Raw genomic sequence first — 18,047 nt, forward strand, 5'->3', positions numbered from 1 at the left:
GCAGTAATAATTACAGCCTTAGCGTAAGTTTCTGTACGGTTGCTACCAAAACGCCTTATTCTGTGAAAACTTTCTGTTTGTTTTCTCTATGATGATTCATATTTGAGTTAATTTGTCAAGCCAATACAAAATACTCTATATTTCTTTACTTTTTTAGGAAAATTTGTTATTGATTTTTTATCTACAACTATCTTTATTGAAACGATATAGCGCGATCGCTTCGCCCCAAGCTTCGATCGCGCCCCCACGCTTGACCAGAGTAATTAACATTAATTTAATGCTCTTTGAAGGCTTAAGGCAATAGTCCGAATTCGCTTGGCTTTTTTCGATTAATTTTCTTTTGTCGTCGCTTGCCTCGAACTCTGCGCGGGTTGTGGGATAGAGATATCGACGATTTTGACTTCACCTCCTAAGCTACTCAGCGATGGCTGAATGGCTTGAGCGTTGCCGACGATTAAAGTCACGATGCGATCGGGTTTTAGGTATTTTTGAGCGACGCGCTGGACATCTTGAATTGTCGTCGCTTTAACGGCTCGTTGATACTGAAAGATGAAATCTTCAGGATAGCCAAAGTATTCGTAACGCATCAGCCGCGAAAGAGTTTGGTTGGGATTCTCGAAGTTAAAGACAAAGGAGTTAAGGATGGAATCTTTGGCGTAGTTGAGTTCCTTTTCTGTGATAGGGGTAGTCCGCACTCGTTCGATTTCTGAAAGCAGGGATTTGACAAAAGGAACTGTGGTTTCCGATTTCGTTTGTCCTCCGGCAAAAAAGAGTCCAGGATAATCGTATTTGGGATCCCAATAGCCGTAGACGCTGTAGGCAAGTCCTTGACGCGATCGCAAATCGTTAAACAAACGCCCGCCAAAGCCATTTAAAACACCATTCAAAACGCTGAGAGCGGGATAGTCGGGATTCCTAAAATCGCCGCCGAGATGACCGATGCGGATATTGCTTTGCGTAAGCTGAGGGCGATCGACCAAAAAGACTCCGCCTTGATATTTCTGAGAGGCTGGGGGAATAGCGTTATCTAGCTTGGTGGAGGGAGGTTGCCAGTCTCCAAATGCTTTCTCGATCGCCGCTTTCATTTGGGCTGGATCGAAATCGCCGACAATCCCTAAGATCGTGCGATCGGGACGAACGTAAGTTTGATAAAAATTAATAATATCCTCGCGGGAAATCCTATCGATGGTCGCGTATTCTTCTATGCGCGCATAAGGGCTAGTTTCCCCGTAAATCAACTTTTGAAATTCTCGATTGGCGATCGCTCCAGGATCGTCGTTGCGACGGGCAATGGCACCCCGCCGTTGAGTTTTGGCTAACTCGATCTTATCAGAGGCAAAGGCAGGGTAACGAATCACCTCAGCAAATAGATCGAACACCAGATCGATGTCTTGGCTGAGTGCGTTGAAGCTAGCCGTTCCTGAATCCATGCCGATACTTGTTTCTACAATAGCTGCTCGCTGCTCTAAAATCTCGTCTAATTTGTCGGCAGGATGTTGTTGAGTTCCACCGGTTCGCATCACTGTCCCAGTAATTACGGCTAAGCCCACTTTATCTGGGGGTTCTAGACGAGAACCAGTCCTTATCAGGGCAGTACCGCTCACTAAAGGAAACTGACGATCTTCCATCAGGTATACCACCATGCCATTACTTAATTGATAGCGTTCGTATTCGGGGATTTTGATTGTTGGTGCGGCAGAGAAAGTTAATTCGTCGTAATGCCGAGGAGTCTGAGCAATGGCTGGCATACGAAAGGTAAAAACCAGCGCGATCGCTACTATAACTAATCCAATTGCTCTAAAACTTTGAAAACGTTTTTTCATAGATTGTTTGTTATCGATCGTTGGTCATTGGTCATTGGTTAGTGGTTAGTGGTTATTCGTTAATTATCTCCCTGTCTCCGAGTCTTTCTGCCTCCTTGTCCCCTTGTCTTCCCAAACTCCCCACACTCTCCCGTCTCAGAAGTCTCTCTCTTCTTATCTCATCATTCCGTCTGGCTTGCTTAATAAACGTCCGATCGTGCGGTTTTGAGGGGTGAAGGTGTCTTTGGCGACTCGTTGGATATCGGCAGGGGTAACAGCCGCGATCGCGTCTAATTCCTTAAATAAATTCTGCCAGCTTCCGGTTTTAACGTCATACTCTGCCAGTAACTTCGCCATTCCCATATTGGAATCGAGCGATCGCAATAAATCGGCCGTAAGCTGATTTTTGACTCGCTCTAATTCTTTTGCTGAAACGGGTTCGGTTTTGAGGCGCTCCAGTTCTACATTTAAGGCTTTGGCAACATCGTCAACCGTTGCGTTAGGCGCTGTCAGTGCATAAAATAGCATGAGGTTGGGATACTTATCGCCCGGAAATCCGTTAAACCCTTGAGCTGAAAGCGCCACTCGCTTCTGTTCTACCAATGACTTGTAGAGGCGCGACGTGCGTCCGGTACTCATCAGCGTGGCAATGACTTCGTAGATGGCGCGATCGGGATGGTTGAGTTGCGGACGATGATATCCCTCTAAATACATCGGCTGAGCGGGTAACTCTAGCGTTACTTCCCGCGTTTCTGTTTGCCTGGGTTCTACTTGAGTTACCTCTGGCGGTTGGGTTTTAGGCGCAAAGCGCCCAAAATAGACCTGTGCCAATTGTTTGACCTGGGCAGGATCGACATCGCCCGCAATGGCAACTGTTAGGTTATTGGGCGGATAATAAGTCTCGAAAAACTGCCGCACGTCTTCTCGCGTCAGATTGCGAATGTCCTGGTCATAGCCGATGACGGGACGTTTGTAGGGATGCTGGGTAAATGCCTTATCGATAAATGCCTCAATCATTTGCCCCATCGGGTTGTTATCCGTTCTCAGGCGACGTTCTTCTAAAATAACTTCTCTTTCTTTGTAAAATTCCCGAAAAACGGGTTCTAAAAAGCGCTCTGACTCCAGCGACATCCACAGTTCTAACTTATTGGCAGGGAAGCTGTAGAAATATACCGTTTCATCTGCCGAGGTAAAAGCGTTCAATCCTTCGCCGCCAGCTTGTTCGACGATTTGACCGAATTCATTTTGCTTGACATATTGCGATGCTTGTGCTTCTAGCCGAGCCAATTCTTTCTGGAGTTTGGCGACCTCTTGTTTTTTCCCAGAGGCATTAGCGGCTTTAATTTGATTAAAAATTTCGTCTTGGCGAGGGAATATTTTCGCTTCTGCGGGATAATTAGTAGTCCCAATCCGCTTTGTGCCTTTAAAGGCTAAATGTTCGAGAAAATGAGCTACGCCTGTTTTTCCAACGGGTTCGTTAGCACCGCCCACATTGGCGTAGGTTACAAAAGAAACCACAGGGGCTTCATGATTTTCTAAGACTATGAACTTCATGCCGTTATCGAGCTGAAATTCAGTAATCCGCTCGATGGTTTTTTGAACGTAGGGAGTGGTTGACTGAGAAGCTGTTAACGTTCCAGTCCGTGCTTGGGCAACTGCTGGGGCAAAGTTCCAGAGCAAAAAGAGCAGGATAAGGGAAACAATTGATTTTTGGTACCAGCGAGAATGTCGCGATCGCTTGATAAACATCGGCTAAATCTATTGCAATTGGCTCGCAGGAGAGCGATAGGTCTTTTTCTAGAATCTTTAACAAATGTAACTTATATTGCACAAAAATTCTAAAAAAGAACGCTATAGATGCTCAACATGGCATTCCTAGAGGGGACAATCTGTTATTGTGCGATCGCGCTCCTGAGAAAAGAAAACGCCTGAAAAAATATTAATTATTATTTAATTTACCTGTTGTAAAATCTCAAACATCTATCTCAAGTGAGGTATTTTTTTATTTTTTTGACATTTTGACTTGCGATTCGCTTCAAAGCGAACGGCGATCGGCTATCATCAATTAGACGAAATCAGTGGAACTCGATCGTAGTAACTTTCAAAATTTGTCAGGGAGAATTCTGTCGATTGCCGCTAGTTGTAAAATCCTAGCCCCGACAATCGGCTTTCTGCTTCTATACGGACTCGCTCCCAGTCAGAAAGGAAAACTATCTATGGCAATGACCATCGAACAGCAAGAAAGATTTGAAACTCTCGTTCGACAACTGGAAAAAGATGCCCGTCACCATCCTGCCAATTATCAGATTAAGGTGACATTATTGGCAATTCTTGGTTACGCTTACATACTCTTTGTTTTCTTGCTGTTACTGGGAATCATTTGGGGCGCAAGAACCTTTCTAGTCGCAGCCAGTTCCGAAGCTTTAACCAACCAACTCAATTTGATGGCAATCCTGGTCAGTCTGGGCATTTTGCGACTTTTCTGGATCGATACCAAAATTCCCAAAGGACTGCCACTCGATCGCTTGCATGCGCCCGAACTGTTTGCAACCATCGATCGACTGGCAACAATCTTGCAAGCCCCAAAATGCGATCGCATTTTTCTAACAGACGAACTGAATGCTGGCGTTCTCCAAAGTCCCCGTTTGGGTTTGCTCGGCTGGCAGCAAAACTACTTATTCTTAGGACTGCCATTAATGCAAGCCCTCTCGCTCCAACAGTTTCGAGCCGTTCTTGCCCATGAATTAGGACATCTTTCAGGCAATCACAGTCACTTTTCCAATTGGATTTATCGCCTTCGCAAAATCTGGTTCGAGTTAGCCGAACGGTTTCCGGAGCCAAAAAATAGTGGCTTTTTTCTCTTTCAATGGTTTTTTCACTGGTACGCGCCCTATTTCCATGCCTATACTTTCGTCCTAGTGCGCGCTAACGAATACGAAGCCGACCGCTGCGGGGTCGAATTAGCAGGTTTAGAGAATGAAGCCCAGGCAGATATCAATCTGGCAATCTACAGTTATTTCCTGCACAAGTCCTTTTGGCCAACCATTTATCAACAGGCAGAACAGCATGCAGAACCTCCTAGCGATGCGATAACGCAGCTATTGCAACAGCTAAAAATCGGTCTTTCTCCCAGAGAGGCTGCCAAATGGCTCGATCGCGCCTTAGCCCATCGAACCGACTACGAGGATACTCACCCCTGTTTGCTCGATCGCCTGACTGCTATTGGCTACGATCTAAACCCAATTCAACCTCCACAACCGCCAACACAAACAGCCGCCGAGTACTTTTTTGGCGAACTGTTGTGGAGTTTTGCCGATAGACTCGATCGCGAGTGGAAAAACGAAGTAGCCGGGAGTTGGGAAAAGCTATATCTTCGCGCCCAGCAACAGAGACGAAATCTTGCAGCGCTCGATGAAAAAGCACAAAAGTGTGCTTTAACCGTAGAACAGATGTGGAAGCGTGCCTGTTTGACTTCGACTTTACAAGAAGCCCACAAAGCGATCGCTCTGTTTCAACAAGTGCTTGAGGTAGAACCCAATCATCCTTTAACGAACTATCAATTGGGAAAAATTCTGATTGAAAGAAATGATTCTCAAGGGATTAAATACCTAGAAAAAGCAATAGCTATAGATCCAGAGTTAGTCGTTCCCAGTTGCGATTTACTCTACGATTTTTACCTAAATCAAGGTAAAATCAAACAAGCAAAATTCTATCAACAGAAAGGTCAAGAATATTATTGTCTCTGGAAAAGAATCCAACAAGAACGCAGTCGAATTTCTCATGAGACTCCTTTGTTTCCCCATCAGTTGTCCGATGGGGAAGTTCGACAGTTAAGCGAGCAATTATCGACTTACTCCGAAATTAATAAAGCCTATCTCGTTCGTCAAAAAGTCACCTTTTTTCCGGAAAAAGCTTTTTATATCTTTGCTATTGTTCTTCAAACAGTTAAAGGAGCCGGAGCCGATTGGAAAAGCCACGAAGAAATTATCGATCGCTTAGAGAACGAACTCAATTTTTCAGGAAATTTTAGAGTCATTATCTTGCAAAATAGCAATTTTAAACTGGAGCAAACTATTCGTAAGATCGCTGGATCTTGTATTTATTATTAAAGCCTCTATCTGCTCGCGAGCGAGACGCTCGAACTACTTCCGATCGGTTCAATCAAATTACTAGAGAAACTTGTCAATTATCTATGTTCTAATATTTCTGTAAAGCGATTACTATAAACTTATCTGTTACTCAGTTCAAAGATAATCACATCCATGAAAAACAATGTAATTCTTTTAGCCACAACTGCCTTACTTTCCACCTACAGCCTGCCTAGCTATGGGTCAGATTTTGAGAAATTAGTCTCCGGTCAGCAAATTCCGCTAACTCAAAAACTTCAAGATTTAGACAGTTCTTGGCGACAAATTTCCATTGGCGGTCAATATGAAATGGGCGATTTTATGAAAAGTTGGGCTGGTTTATTGGGCGGCAGCAGCTATAACTACGTCTATTACACTCAGGGACAGACAGTAAAGGTTGCGGAGGAAACTTATGTCATTGCCTATCGCTTGCCCGCTACAGGCGAGGGATTGAACTTTAGAAACCTCATTGAAAGTACCTTTAGTATGGGATGTACGAAAGCCTCGCTGCCAATCAAACTTACCCCAGAAACATCACTCAGCCTATCGCTGCTAAACCTTCGCACTATCGGCAGCCTCAACGACGTTCGCGTTTTTAATCTTAAGGAAGAAGTGGCTGCTTCTGAACAGCGGTACGAAGCAGCAAAAGTTGCCTGCGAACAAATACAGACGCAACCGACGGAACCGGGAACGGAACCGCCTGAATCCGAACCTTTCCCATCCATGCCCCCTCAGTAGATAGATCGCAACGAATTGGCGCTGCCAATCCCTCAAGGAACAATCAACGATAAATAAAACTCTACTGACTACAGGAAAATCAATCCGATAGCCATTAAAGATTCTGAAATAGAATGCTTTATGATAGGCTATCGGCAATTAGGAATGGGGCGAGGAGAAGAAATGACAAAATTGCGGGTAGGGCTGTTATTTGGCGGTCGTTCTGGCGAACACGAAGTCTCGATTAATTCTGCGATCGCGATCGCGACGGCTTTGGATGCCCAAGATAACGCGATGAAGTACGACGTTTTGCCAGTCTACATTCAAAAAGATGGCATTTGGCAAGCCGGAGACATCGCCCGACAAGTACTCGATTCGGGCAAGCCGCTAACCTCAGAAACCAACGATAAAAAACAACTTTGGCAGTTTCCCCCGCAAGTAGCCGAAGTCGATGTCTGGTTTCCCATTCTTCACGGGCCCAATGGCGAAGACGGCACGGTTCAGGGATTGCTTACTCTCATGCAAGTTCCTTTCGTCGGTAGCGGCGTTTTGGGTTCTGCTGCCGGAATGGATAAAATCGCCATGAAAATGGCGTTTGCGCAAGCGGGTTTGCCTCAAGTTAAGTATATGGCAATCTCGCGATCGCAAATTTGGTCTAATCCTTGCGTCTTTCCGAAACTCTGCGACGAAATTGAAAAGACTTTAGACTATCCCTGCTTTGTCAAACCCGCTAATTTGGGGTCTTCAGTGGGTATTGCCAAAGCGCGATCGCGTACCGAATTAGAAACGGCTTTAGACAACGCTGCCAGCTACGACAGACGCATCATTGTCGAAGCAGGCGTAGTCGCCAGAGAAGTCGAATGTGCCGTCTTGGGTAATGATAATCCCAAAGCCTCAGTCGTCGGAGAAATCACTTACAACAGCGATTTCTACGACTATGAAACCAAATATACTGACGGACGCGCCGAGTTGCACATTCCCGCCCAAATCCCCACCGCTATTGCTTCGCAAATCCAAGAAATGTCTCTCAAAGCCTTTACTGCCGTAGATGCGGCTGGACTGGCAAGGGTAGACTTTTTCTATCTCGAAAAAACAGGCGAAGTTTTCCTCAACGAAATTAATACTCTGCCCGGTTTTACCGCCTTTAGCATGTATCCTCAGCTTTGGGCAGCTAGCGGCGTTCCTTTTCCCGAACTGTGCGATCGCTTGATTCAGTTTGCCCTAGAACGTCACCAATAAACGAATCTGTCGGTTCTTTCGAGCGATTGACTTTTGCGAGCGCGATTTGTGCAATTCATCTTCAATCGAGTTGAACGCCCGCAATATTCGTAGGGGCAGGTTTTCAAACCTATCCCTACAGAGATGTTGACACTCACCCACCCGTACAGTTTTTCTCTTTCCTCGATCGCTCTCTACTGTTATTGCTCAAACAGCAGCTATTGTAGGTCGTTTGGGCATTTTAGTAATGAGAATGTTGCGGAAAGTTATATGAAATCCAATCCTAAAAAACACCATCGCCGTTCTATACGGCTAAAGGGATACGACTATTCTAAGGCTGGAGCATATTTTATTACTATTTGTACCCATCAACGGGAACGTTTGTTTGGAGAAATTGTGGATGGCGAGATGAAATTAAATCGTTTTGGGCAAATAGTTTGGTCATATTGGTACGAGTTACCTAAATATCATCCACGATTGCGATTAGATGAATTTGTCGTGATGCCCAATCATTATGGTTGTTTAACCGGATTTGATACAACAATCCTTCAAAATCGTAAAGATAATAGGCGATCGCCTTTTTATAAGGGCGGTTAGTTAAGGTGGACAATGAATGCCCACCTTATACCATTTTTCATTCATTAATGACACAGATAGTCGATCGCCCTCACCCCCAACCCCTCTCCCTATTTGGGAGAGGGGAGAAGAATGTCGATCGCGAAAACCTGNAAAATTGGTATTACCCTATAATTTCCCAATAGTACTCAAAAGCGATCGCCCTTACACCCTAAACTTCTGTGCAATCCGCTTCATCGCCTCTTCTACATTCTCCCGGCTGTTAAACGCTGAAATGCGGAAATAGCCTTCACCTGCGGCACCAAAACCAGAACCGGGCGTTCCTACCACATTGCAAGTATGTAGTAACTTATCGAAAAAATCCCAACTCGACAGACCATTGGGCGTTTTAACCCAGACATAGGGTGCATTTACGCCGCCATAGACTTTTAATCCAGCTTCTGTCAGGCGATCGCAAATAATTTTGGCATTTTCGAGATAAAAGCTTACTAGCGCCTTAACTTGTTCCTGTCCTTCCTCAGAATAAACTGCTTCGGCTCCCCGTTGCACGATGTAGGACACGCCGTTAAACTTTGTAGACTGGCGGCGATTCCATAGCTTCCACAATTCTACATCGGAACCATCGGCAGCTTTTGCCGTCAGGGTTTTCGGTACTACTGTCAGCGCACAGCGAGTTCCCGTGAAACCTGCATTCTTGGAGAACGAACGAAACTCGATCGCGCATTCTCTGGCTCCTTCAATCTCATAAATCGAATGGGGAAGATCGGGATTAGTGATAAAAGCTTCGTAAGCGGCATCGAAGAAAATAATTGAGCCATTGGCTCTAGCATAGTCTACCCAAGCTTTGAGATGTTCCTTCGTAGCAGTTGCCCCCGTGGGGTTATTGGGGAAACACAGATAAATGAGATCGACTTTCTGAGAGGGTATCTTGGCAGTAAAGTTATTCTCTGCATTGATAGGTAGATAAACTAAACCTTCATACTCCCCTTTCTCGTTGGCTTCTCCGGTATGTCCTGCCATGACGTTAGTATCGACATACACCGGATAAACGGGATCGGTAACTGCGATCGCGTTATTATCGCCAAAGATGTCGAGAATGTTACCCGTGTCGCATTTGGAACCGTCAGAGATAAAAATTTCGTCGGCATCGATCTGGCATCCCCGCGCCTGGAAGTCATATTTAGCAATCGCTTCTCGCAACCAGGGATAGCCTTGTTCTGGTCCATAGCCTTTAAATGTCGCGCGATCGCCCATTTCTTCGATAGCTTTAATCATTGCCTTGCGGCACGCTTCCGGTAAGGGTTCGGTAACGTCGCCAATTCCCAATCGAATAATCTTGGCCTCAGGATTTGCCTGTGCGAATGCGTTTACTCGTCGCGCAATTTCGGGAAATAGATATCCTGCTTTGAGTTTGAGGTAGTTGTCGTTAATCGTTGCCATGTTGATTCGTAACAAACGCCGTAAAAATAGCTTACAAGACTTAGGCAAACTAAAAACTTGAATACTAATCCGATCGCTAGATGCTCGTTGCGATGGAAGATGCGATCGCTACCAAACAATTTGTAAATCCAACACGAAACCCGGCAATACATCTTCTCCTGAAAGAGTCGCCGGATTGTCTAAAATTTCTACTTGTTGTCCCGGTCGATAAATTTCTACTTGGCGGCTTTTCCTGTTAATTAGCCAGCCTAATTGCACGCCATTTTCGATATATTCTCGCATTTTTTCTTGTAGCTCTTGCAGGCGATCGCCAGGAGACATTAACTCTAAAACAAAATCGGGAGCGATGGGAGGAAATCTTTCTTTTTGTTCGACAGTCAAAGCATCCCATCTTTCTTGTTTAATCCAAGCCACATCAGGAGAACGATCTGCCCCATTGGGAAGTTGAAAACCCGTTGAAGAATCAAATAATTTTCCTAGTTGAGATTGCCGATTCCAAACTCCAAATTCAATGATAATTTCAGCATTTCGATTCCCAGTTTCTCCTCCGGTGGGAGACATAATAATTATTTCTCCTTTGGCATTGCGTTCAAACTTAATATCTGGATTCGCCCGACAGAGCTGATAAAATTGGTCTTCAGTCAGCTTAATAATTGGATTAAAATTAATCGTGTAAGTATTCATTTCTTTTCTCTAAATCCTTCTAAAATTGAGCGCGAAATTGTTCTACTACTCGATTTAATCCTACCGAATTAGAGGCTTTAAATAACAAGCGATCGCCTGCCCGTACAACTTCCATCAATCGCTTAACTAATTCCTCATGGCTGGTAAAACATTGAGTCGGTATGCCCGATGCACCTTCGGCAATAGCTTCTGTTTCTCGATCGTCAATTAGGATAAATAATTCATCGATGCCCAGCTGTCTTACCTTATTACCCACTTGATGATGAAATTGTGGCGATCGCTCTCCAAGTTCCTTCATCGTTCCGAGAATGGCAATATGGCGCTTTCCTGGGGTTTCTTTGAGCAGGTGCAGCGCTGCTAACATCGATTCTAAACCAGCATTGTAGGTTTCATCGAGAATTGTAATATCGTTGGGCAATTGGTAACGCCGCGATCGCCCACCTGGTAAACTGACGGATAAACCTTGCATTAACGGAGTCCAGTCAATATTTAGTACCTTCGCCACTGCTAAAGCGCCGAGGTAATTTAAGGCATTGTGACGACCGGGTAACGGTAGAGGAAAATCCATGCCTTCCACTCTTAGGGTTTGAGAATCGATGAGTTTTCCGGTTAAATCTCCGCCTTCTAACCCGTAGGTAATCGTTTCTCCTTGCCACACTTTAGCGGCGGTTTCGCGCAAAAGCGGATTGTCGTGATTTAATATAGCTATGCTAGTGTGGGGCATTTCTGCTAACAACTCGCATTTTGCCTGGGCGATCGCTTCTTCCGATCCCAGTCGTCCGATGTGTGCCGTTCCTACGTTAGTGATAATGCCAACGGTCGGACGAGTAATTTTCGTCAGCAGAGCAATTTCTCCCCGCGCTCGCATTGCCATTTCTATGATGGCGTAATCGTGTTCCGCTCCGAGTTCTAGTAAGGTCTTGGGAACGCCGATTTCATTATTGTAATTTGCTTGAGTTTTGTGAACCTTTCCTGTTATTGATAAGATGGCGGCAATTAATTCTTTGGTTGTCGTTTTGCCAACCGAACCCGTTATGCCAATGACGGGAATATTGAATCTCTCTCGCCACCATCGAGCAATTTTCTGATAAGCTTCTAGCGTATTTTTAACTTTAAATTGTGGAACTTTCTTAGGAAAATTTACGGACAGATCTCTCTCGGTAACGATTGCGATCGCTCCTTTTTCTATGGCAGTTTCTATAAATTCATGTCCGTCAAATCTTTCTCCTTTGAGGGCTAAAAATATCTCTCCAGGAGAAAGCGAGCGAGTATCGGTAGTAATTCCCGTCGCTAATTGCTCTAAGGAAATATCCGAACTATTTATTAAAAAAGCATCAATAATTTCACGGAGTTGAGCGAGAGAAATTTGCAAGGACATAGAAAAAGTAATTACCAGAAATTCACGTTGATTTCTGCGATCGATGTACTTTTAAATAGTGATAGCGATCGCAGACGAGCCAAATTGATTGTCTTAGTCTTAGTAATGGGAGATTCTGCTTGACGCACAAGCGCTGATTTTCTAAAGCTTGTTTTGACTTCAAGCCAACTCTTTGCTTTTCCATCAATTGCTCGATTATTTCTCAAAAAGACTCAATCAAGGGTTAGATTACAGGAGAAGACTGACTCCAATGAGTACATTATCTAGGAAAAACAGTGATAGTCAACAAATTCAGCAGGCAGAACAAGTCCTGTATGATTATTTATTGGCATGTGTCCAGACAGAATCTCCCGAACGGTTACTAGAAGAGTTTCGCAGCTTGTTCGTCCACGGTCAAGGTTGCAGGGACTCTCGCGTTTACTCCGCCCTAGAAATTATAGTTAAATCGAAGGGAGCAGAAGCTCGTTTCAATCTCTTCTTCAATCGTTGCTGCTATATTCTCATCAATCGCTGGCAAATGAATTCTCAATCCCAATCAGCCATTCCAGAGTTGGTGAGAATGTTTGATTATCTCGGACCTGCTATCAATGGATATCCTACCACTGCTAATTTGTTGCGACGGCTGGTGAGAAATTTTACCCAAGACGAGCTATATGTTAAGATGCAGCGGTTAGCGCGAGTCATCGATGCCAAACAAAGTAACACTAACAATTCTACTAGCTCGGTTGGCAACTTGATTCACCGCTATCCCTATCTATACTACCATTGCCTGCTCGGCGACAACAGCAATGGGGAAGATTTGAAGACGGTACACCGTATCAAAACCCAGATCGAACGTCGTTTCGAGCTAGATTTGTCAAAGTACGCGACTTATCAAGTGCGACTGACACGAATGGCGCGGGGTTCGGATCTATCGACGATAATTCGTCGGGTAAAAAATCCGACCCTGCTCAGCGATAGCGAATTAAACCGAGCTATTATTCATTATACGGGGGCGGTAGAAGGTAACCATACTTATAGAGATATATCGCGCAGCTTTATCAGTCACAGCGCTAACACTTTTACCTATCGCGCTTTTAAGAACGATTTGTACCACTACATCGCTAGTTCGTTTGACTCTAAATACGCCAAGAGTCAATTTAATAAAAAACTTTGTCAACACCTACAAAATACACTGCCGGAATTCGATAATCAAAGACCTAGCGAATTTCTGATCGTGCGGACTTCAAGCCAACTTTTTAACTTCTTAGTGGTAGAAAGCGCCCATCAACCGCAACACTATGTTTTTGTCGATCTAATTACCAATATGGGAGTTACCCGTACTATTGGATTGTTACTCAAAGTGGTACTGATGTGCAATAAGGTCAAGCCTTACCTAGAAAAACGATTCTCGATTCTGTTCAATCATTACGAGTCTTTTGCTAAAGATGGCGTTCCCTGGTTAGTCAAAGCGTTAGAAAGTCTCCAGGTTGCTTTCAGCGTCCATTTTGGCAAGGCAGACGTATCTTGTTTCAAGCAACTTCGAGACTAAACCAATCTCGATTCAAGCGATTGTCAATTCTCAACTGTGAATCGGAATAACTCATCGAGTCCATCCTCCAAAGAGGGTGGTGCGGCTTGCAGACAACGGTACATGTGCATGATAATCTCTTCTGGAACGTATCGCTTGCGCCTGCGATTTCTCTCCAAACAGAGCGACAGGGGCGTATCGAGCCAAACGCCGATAATGCGGGTAAATCCCGTCGTTCGAGCAAGCGCGATCGCATCTTTCCTGTGCCGTCTGACTGCATTCGTCGCATCATAGATGGCTTTGGATAGCTTGCCTTGGTAGATTTGCTCGACTGCATCGCGAAATTGTCGCTCTATCTCCCGCCAAACTAGCAGCCATGCTCCCTGAATGCTCGCATCGCCAAATAATTGAGCGCGAATGGCATCCGTAGAAATAATTACACATCCCTTGGGAGATCGCGCCGCTATTTGCTTGGCGAGAAAAGATTTACCACTACCTGGAAGTCCTATGAGCAGAATGAGTTGAGGCACTAATATCAGTTGTCATATTAATTCCGTTAACGTTGGAATTGTATATACATAGCTTCGCCATTGCTACCCTCAACATGACATTCTCTACTTTTAGGACAACCTGTTACAAAAAGGGTTCTTACTTGTTTGGAAATGGATGGTTAGTCAGCGTTTTTAGAACTGTCTGACTGATATAGACTTTATCTTGTTCGGCTCTAGCCGCCAAATTATCTAAGAAAAAGTCTACCGTATCTTGTTTGAGCCACCCTTTGAGAACGACTAATTTGCCAAAGCGAATTCTCGGCGTTGGATTCTTTTGTTGCTCTGCAAGAAGAATTTTAATCTGATGGTCGTCGAGCAAAGCAGCTTCTTTTAAATAAACGCCAAGCGGCTTTTTATTAGGTTGCTTGACGAGGGCGGGAAATCTTTCGGCAAAGAAATCGGCTGTCTCTTGTTTTAGCCATCCTCGCAGCGCCAAAATTTCTCCAATGCGCATATCATCATATATACTCTGATCTTGGAGCGCGATCTGAATTTGTGCGGCTGAAACTAAGCCTGCCTCTTGTAAAATTTCCCCTAAAAGTTTTTTTGCAAGTTTCTTTGGCATCGATTCTGCTGGCTTAATAATAGTTGTTTTTGTAACGTGTAACATATCTTTCCCAGTCAATGACGCAAGCGAGCGATCGAGATTTTCTCACCTTAGAAGGGATCGTTTTATTGGTGAGTTGAAAACTTCACGCAATAATGCAGCCCGTGCGGGAGGGAATATCTAATTCTAGTCGATTTCCCTGCCACAAAACTCTACCCTTTCCATATAATAAATTTTCTGGACGGGTTTGCAGATCCGCAAACTCCACAGTTATTGCAGCAGGAGTTGTATCGACGTTAACTGCAACTATCAGTTGTTCCGTGCCTAAACTCCGAGAAAATACGTAAACGCCGCCTTGGGCATAGAGAACTCGATAGTCGCCAGTTCGCAGGGCAGCATATTGATTGCGCACGGCGATCAATTGTTTGTGATAATTTAATACCTCTAAATCCCAATTTTTTTCTTTGGGAAATCCGCGACGGCAATCGGGATCCAATCCTCCTGGCAAACCCACTTCATCGCCATAAAAAATACTCGGCGCGCCAGGAAAGGTGAATAAGAGTAAAGTCGCTAATTCTACGCTAGCGCGATCGCCCCCAGCGATGGTCAGCAATCTTGCCGTATCGTGGCTGTTAAGTAAATTCAACTGCGTCAATTGAATTTCCCAAGGATAGAGGGCGAGCAACTGCTGGATTTTTTCGGCGTATTCTGGGGCAGAGAGGGCGGGATAGGGGTAGTAACTCAGACTTTCGACAAATTCCATAATAACGCGATCGCCTGCGGCAAACGCGATCGTCGGGGCAGTAAATAGATAATTCATTACCCCATCGAATTGCGTTCCATCGAGCCACTGTCGCGAATCTTCCCAAATTTCTCCTACGATATACGCATCGGGATTAATCGCTTTTACTCGGCTACGAAATTCCTGCCAAAATCCCGGTGCTTTGACTTCATTAGGAACGTCCAATCGCCAACCATCGATGCCTTTTTTAAGCCAATATTCTCCAATTTGCATGATATATTCCCGTACTTGGGGATTATCGTGATTAAATTTTGGCAGAGCGCGATTATCTGCCCAACTGACGTAATTAGCAGGTTTGCTGCCATCATAGGCAGATACGGGCCAGCCTTCAACAATAAACCAATCCAGCCAAGCAGAAAGGGGGCCGTGTTCGAGAATATCGTTGAAGAAGAAAAAGCCGCGACTGGCATGATTGAATACCCCATCCAAAACGACTTTCATATTGCGTTGGTGGGCAGCTTCTAGAAGCGCGTCTAAAGCCATATTTCCTCCCAACATCGGATCGACTTGATAAAAGTCATGGGTATGATAGCGATGGTTCGATGCCGACTGGAAAATGGGAGTAAAGTAAATTGCATTAATGCCCAAATCTTTTAAATAGTCTAGCTTTTCGATAACTCCCCATAAATCTCCGCCTTTATATCTTTGCAGGGTTGGCGGATCGTCCCATGGCTCTAGATTATTAGAAATCCACAAACCCTGATGGGATTTCTGGCTCTTTGCAAAGCGATCTGGAAAAATTTGATAAAATACGGCATTTTTGACCCAATCTGGCGTTGTTATTCCCATGAATTTCTCAAGCTAGTCTAATTTTTTGAAGAATACATAGAAAATTTAGACAGCAGAAATCAGAATTTAAAATACCCTATGGGTAGATTTCAAGAGAATATCTACGGAATTTAGAATGAATACTCCGAGTCACTATATTCTCAACCTTGCTTTCTTAGGCAAAGCGATCGCGCCCAATGCTAATGTTGCCATTACTTTAGGGGCGATTCTTCCCGATCTTCCAATTTTTGCTTTTTATATTGTTGCCAAATTTTTCTGTAAAATGCCAGAACATCAAATTTGGTCGCAAGCTTATTACAAACCTTTCTGGCAAAATCTCATCGCGCTATTTCATTCGTTTCCCGTCGCCGCGATCGCGATTAACATTCTATACATAATTGGATATTTTTGTTTTTATGCCTTGTAAATTAAATAAGCGATCGAGCTTTAGCAATTAGCAACCAGAACGCACCTACGCTAGTCTTAATCAAGAAATACTTACAAAACCGATGAATTTGCCATCTAATGCAGAACTGTCTCTATATCGGCTAACTCAGGAGAGTACGTCTCCCGCGCCAACACTGACGGTGAGTTCTACTACATTTAGAGCCTCGATTGCTGCGATCGTCGATTTCCTAATCGAGCAAAAAATTGCCGCGACGCTATGGGTGAAACTGCCAACTACCGGACGCTGGCTAGCAGAAATCGAGCGCTATTCCCAACAAGGACAACCCGAACAGATTTATCTATGCACTATTGCTAGTCAAATTCCTCCGGTGCTCTCCTCTGCTGCTGGGATCGTTCCCCTTATTCTAGAAGCCAGTTCTCAGCTAAAACGAGAATATTTTTTAATCGTCCTGTCGTCCCAATTTTGCAGCTCGATCCTTGCTCAAAGACAAACCGCACAAGGGCTTGCAGAAGGGACATCGCCCCAGTCATCTCGGCTAAAAATAGTCTATAGCTTCGAGCCAGCCGCGATCGCTAACGTTTTAGCCGCAATTAAACAAGTCCTTACCGTCACCGACAGTACGCCAGAATCCTTGCTCGCCGATACGCTGATATCGAGTGCTTTGCCTACCTCGATTGACTCAAGGCTGATGACTAATTTGTTGCTCAAACAAATTCAGCAAAGCGATGCAATTCAGTTTGCCAAATCCGATACAACCATGAGGACTTTTACCGAATCCCTCAGTTTTCATCATGAATTGCTTACCAACCTAACGCGGGAACTCAGCCTCTATCTGACCAATATGAAAACGGCATTGCGCTTGATAGATTCCACACAGAACAGGCGGGAACAGCGTCAGCGTTATTTGCAACTGCTCCAGCAACAGTGCGATCGTCAAAATTCTCTCCTGACGGGTTTACTCGAATTAGAACAATTCAACCAACCCATTGACGAATCGGAGTCATCTTTAAGGCTAGAAGACTTAATTCCGGGAATCGTCAGTATCTATCAACCCATTGCCGAAGAAAAAGGGATTATGTTAGGCTACACCGTCCCGGCAGATTTGCCTTCCGTTGCCTGTCCCGGTAATTGGCTCAGACAAATTCTCCGCAATCTGCTCAGCAATAGCCTCAAATTTACGCCCAACGGTCGAGTTTATGTACAAGCTGCTCTCAACAATAATGCAGTTGAGCTAACGGTTAGCGATACAGGCGTTGGTATCGACAGTAACGACATTCCTAAAATCTTTAACTGCTTTTATCGCGGACGCAATGCCACCAGCACCGAAACGGCAGGGGCTGGTTTAGGCTTAACTATCGTGCAACAACTACTGCGGCGTTGCAATGGCTCGATTTCTGTCACCAGCAAACTGGGAAAAGGATCTACATTTAAAGTCATGCTGCCAGTATCCGCATCTTGATTAAGGAAAAGGATTATGCGGCTTGTGGGAAGCCCCTGGTCGCGGTGCGAAAGCTTCAG

General features: G+C 44.6%; 16 protein-coding genes. 7 read left to right on the top strand and 9 right to left on the bottom strand.

Features of this window, described 5'->3' with window-relative positions:
- Positions 1–329: 329 nt before the first annotated feature.
- Positions 330–1,823 (bottom strand): M16 family metallopeptidase, encoded by a 1,494-nt coding sequence (locus NIES593_RS22505; RefSeq protein WP_073601713.1) that lies wholly within the window; start codon positions 1,821–1,823, stop codon positions 330–332.
- Positions 1,824–1,976: 153 nt separating this feature from the next.
- Entirely contained in the window at positions 1,977–3,551 is a 1,575-nt protein-coding gene (locus NIES593_RS22510) for a M16 family metallopeptidase (RefSeq protein WP_073601714.1), read from the bottom strand.
- A gap of 329 nt (positions 3,552–3,880) precedes the next feature.
- Here NIES593_RS22510 and NIES593_RS22515 point away from each other — a divergent pair, with 329 nt between their 5' ends.
- The 4 genes from NIES593_RS22515 (at position 3,881) to NIES593_RS23805 (ending at position 8,461) form a co-directional block, all read left to right on the top strand.
- Positions 3,881–5,911 (top strand): M48 family metallopeptidase, encoded by a 2,031-nt coding sequence (locus NIES593_RS22515; RefSeq protein WP_083602521.1) that lies wholly within the window; start codon positions 3,881–3,883, stop codon positions 5,909–5,911.
- Positions 5,912–6,064: 153 nt separating this feature from the next.
- Positions 6,065–6,667 carry a hypothetical protein gene (locus NIES593_RS22520; protein ID WP_073601715.1) on the top strand — a complete coding sequence of 201 codons (603 nt, stop codon included), beginning with the start codon at positions 6,065–6,067 and terminating at the stop codon, positions 6,665–6,667.
- Between the two features lie 162 nt (positions 6,668–6,829).
- Entirely contained in the window at positions 6,830–7,885 is a 1,056-nt protein-coding gene (locus NIES593_RS22525; RefSeq protein ID WP_073601725.1) for a D-alanine--D-alanine ligase family protein, read from the top strand.
- Positions 7,886–8,134: 249 nt separating this feature from the next.
- Positions 8,135–8,461, top strand: coding sequence for a hypothetical protein (locus tag NIES593_RS23805; protein WP_139253788.1), 327 nt, complete (start codon positions 8,135–8,137; stop codon positions 8,459–8,461).
- 183 nt (positions 8,462–8,644) lie between these two features.
- On the opposite strand, the gene NIES593_RS22530 is transcribed toward NIES593_RS23805, so the two are convergent.
- From NIES593_RS22530 to NIES593_RS24450, 4 genes are all read right to left on the bottom strand, one after another.
- The gene (locus NIES593_RS22530) at positions 8,645–9,880 is read right to left on the bottom strand and encodes an LL-diaminopimelate aminotransferase (RefSeq protein WP_073601716.1); all 1,236 of its coding nucleotides are present in this window, start codon (positions 9,878–9,880) and stop codon (positions 8,645–8,647) included.
- 108 nt (positions 9,881–9,988) lie between these two features.
- On the bottom strand, positions 9,989–10,564 hold the full coding sequence (locus NIES593_RS22535; protein ID WP_073601717.1) for a Uma2 family endonuclease: 576 nt from the start codon (positions 10,562–10,564) through the stop codon (positions 9,989–9,991).
- A 19-nt stretch (positions 10,565–10,583) separates the two neighbouring features.
- Positions 10,584–11,942: a UDP-N-acetylmuramoyl-tripeptide--D-alanyl-D-alanine ligase gene (locus NIES593_RS22540; protein ID WP_073601718.1), complete on the bottom strand. Its 1,359-nt coding sequence runs from the start codon at positions 11,940–11,942 to the stop codon at positions 10,584–10,586.
- Between the two features lie 22 nt (positions 11,943–11,964).
- On the bottom strand, positions 11,965–12,126 hold the full coding sequence (locus tag NIES593_RS24450; protein WP_175561218.1) for a hypothetical protein: 162 nt from the start codon (positions 12,124–12,126) through the stop codon (positions 11,965–11,967).
- 66 nt (positions 12,127–12,192) lie between these two features.
- On the opposite strand from NIES593_RS24450, the gene NIES593_RS22545 reads away from it, so the two are divergent.
- On the top strand, positions 12,193–13,473 hold the full coding sequence (locus NIES593_RS22545) for a hypothetical protein (RefSeq protein WP_073601719.1): 1,281 nt from the start codon (positions 12,193–12,195) through the stop codon (positions 13,471–13,473).
- Between the two features lie 23 nt (positions 13,474–13,496).
- Here the strand turns inward: NIES593_RS22545 and NIES593_RS22550 are convergent, their stop codons facing one another.
- From NIES593_RS22550 to NIES593_RS22560, 3 genes are all read right to left on the bottom strand, one after another.
- Positions 13,497–13,982 (bottom strand): AAA family ATPase, encoded by a 486-nt coding sequence (locus NIES593_RS22550; RefSeq protein ID WP_073601720.1) that lies wholly within the window; start codon positions 13,980–13,982, stop codon positions 13,497–13,499.
- A gap of 118 nt (positions 13,983–14,100) precedes the next feature.
- Entirely contained in the window at positions 14,101–14,568 is a 468-nt protein-coding gene (locus NIES593_RS22555) for a cyclic di-GMP-binding domain-containing protein, MshE-related (RefSeq protein WP_245817718.1), read from the bottom strand.
- Positions 14,569–14,695: 127 nt separating this feature from the next.
- Positions 14,696–16,141: a glycoside hydrolase family 13 protein gene (locus NIES593_RS22560; protein WP_073601722.1), complete on the bottom strand. Its 1,446-nt coding sequence runs from the start codon at positions 16,139–16,141 to the stop codon at positions 14,696–14,698.
- Between the two features lie 115 nt (positions 16,142–16,256).
- Here NIES593_RS22560 and NIES593_RS22565 point away from each other — a divergent pair, with 115 nt between their 5' ends.
- Both NIES593_RS22565 and NIES593_RS22570 read left to right on the top strand, forming a co-directional pair.
- Entirely contained in the window at positions 16,257–16,547 is a 291-nt protein-coding gene (locus NIES593_RS22565; protein ID WP_175561219.1) for a hypothetical protein, read from the top strand.
- An 82-nt stretch (positions 16,548–16,629) separates the two neighbouring features.
- On the top strand, positions 16,630–17,988 hold the full coding sequence (locus NIES593_RS22570) for a DICT sensory domain-containing protein (RefSeq protein ID WP_073601723.1): 1,359 nt from the start codon (positions 16,630–16,632) through the stop codon (positions 17,986–17,988).
- Positions 17,989–18,047: the final 59 nt, after the last annotated feature.

It is taken from the genome of Hydrococcus rivularis NIES-593, from assembly GCF_001904635.1.
GTDB classification, from domain to species: domain Bacteria; phylum Cyanobacteriota; class Cyanobacteriia; order Cyanobacteriales; family Microcystaceae; genus Hydrococcus; species Hydrococcus rivularis.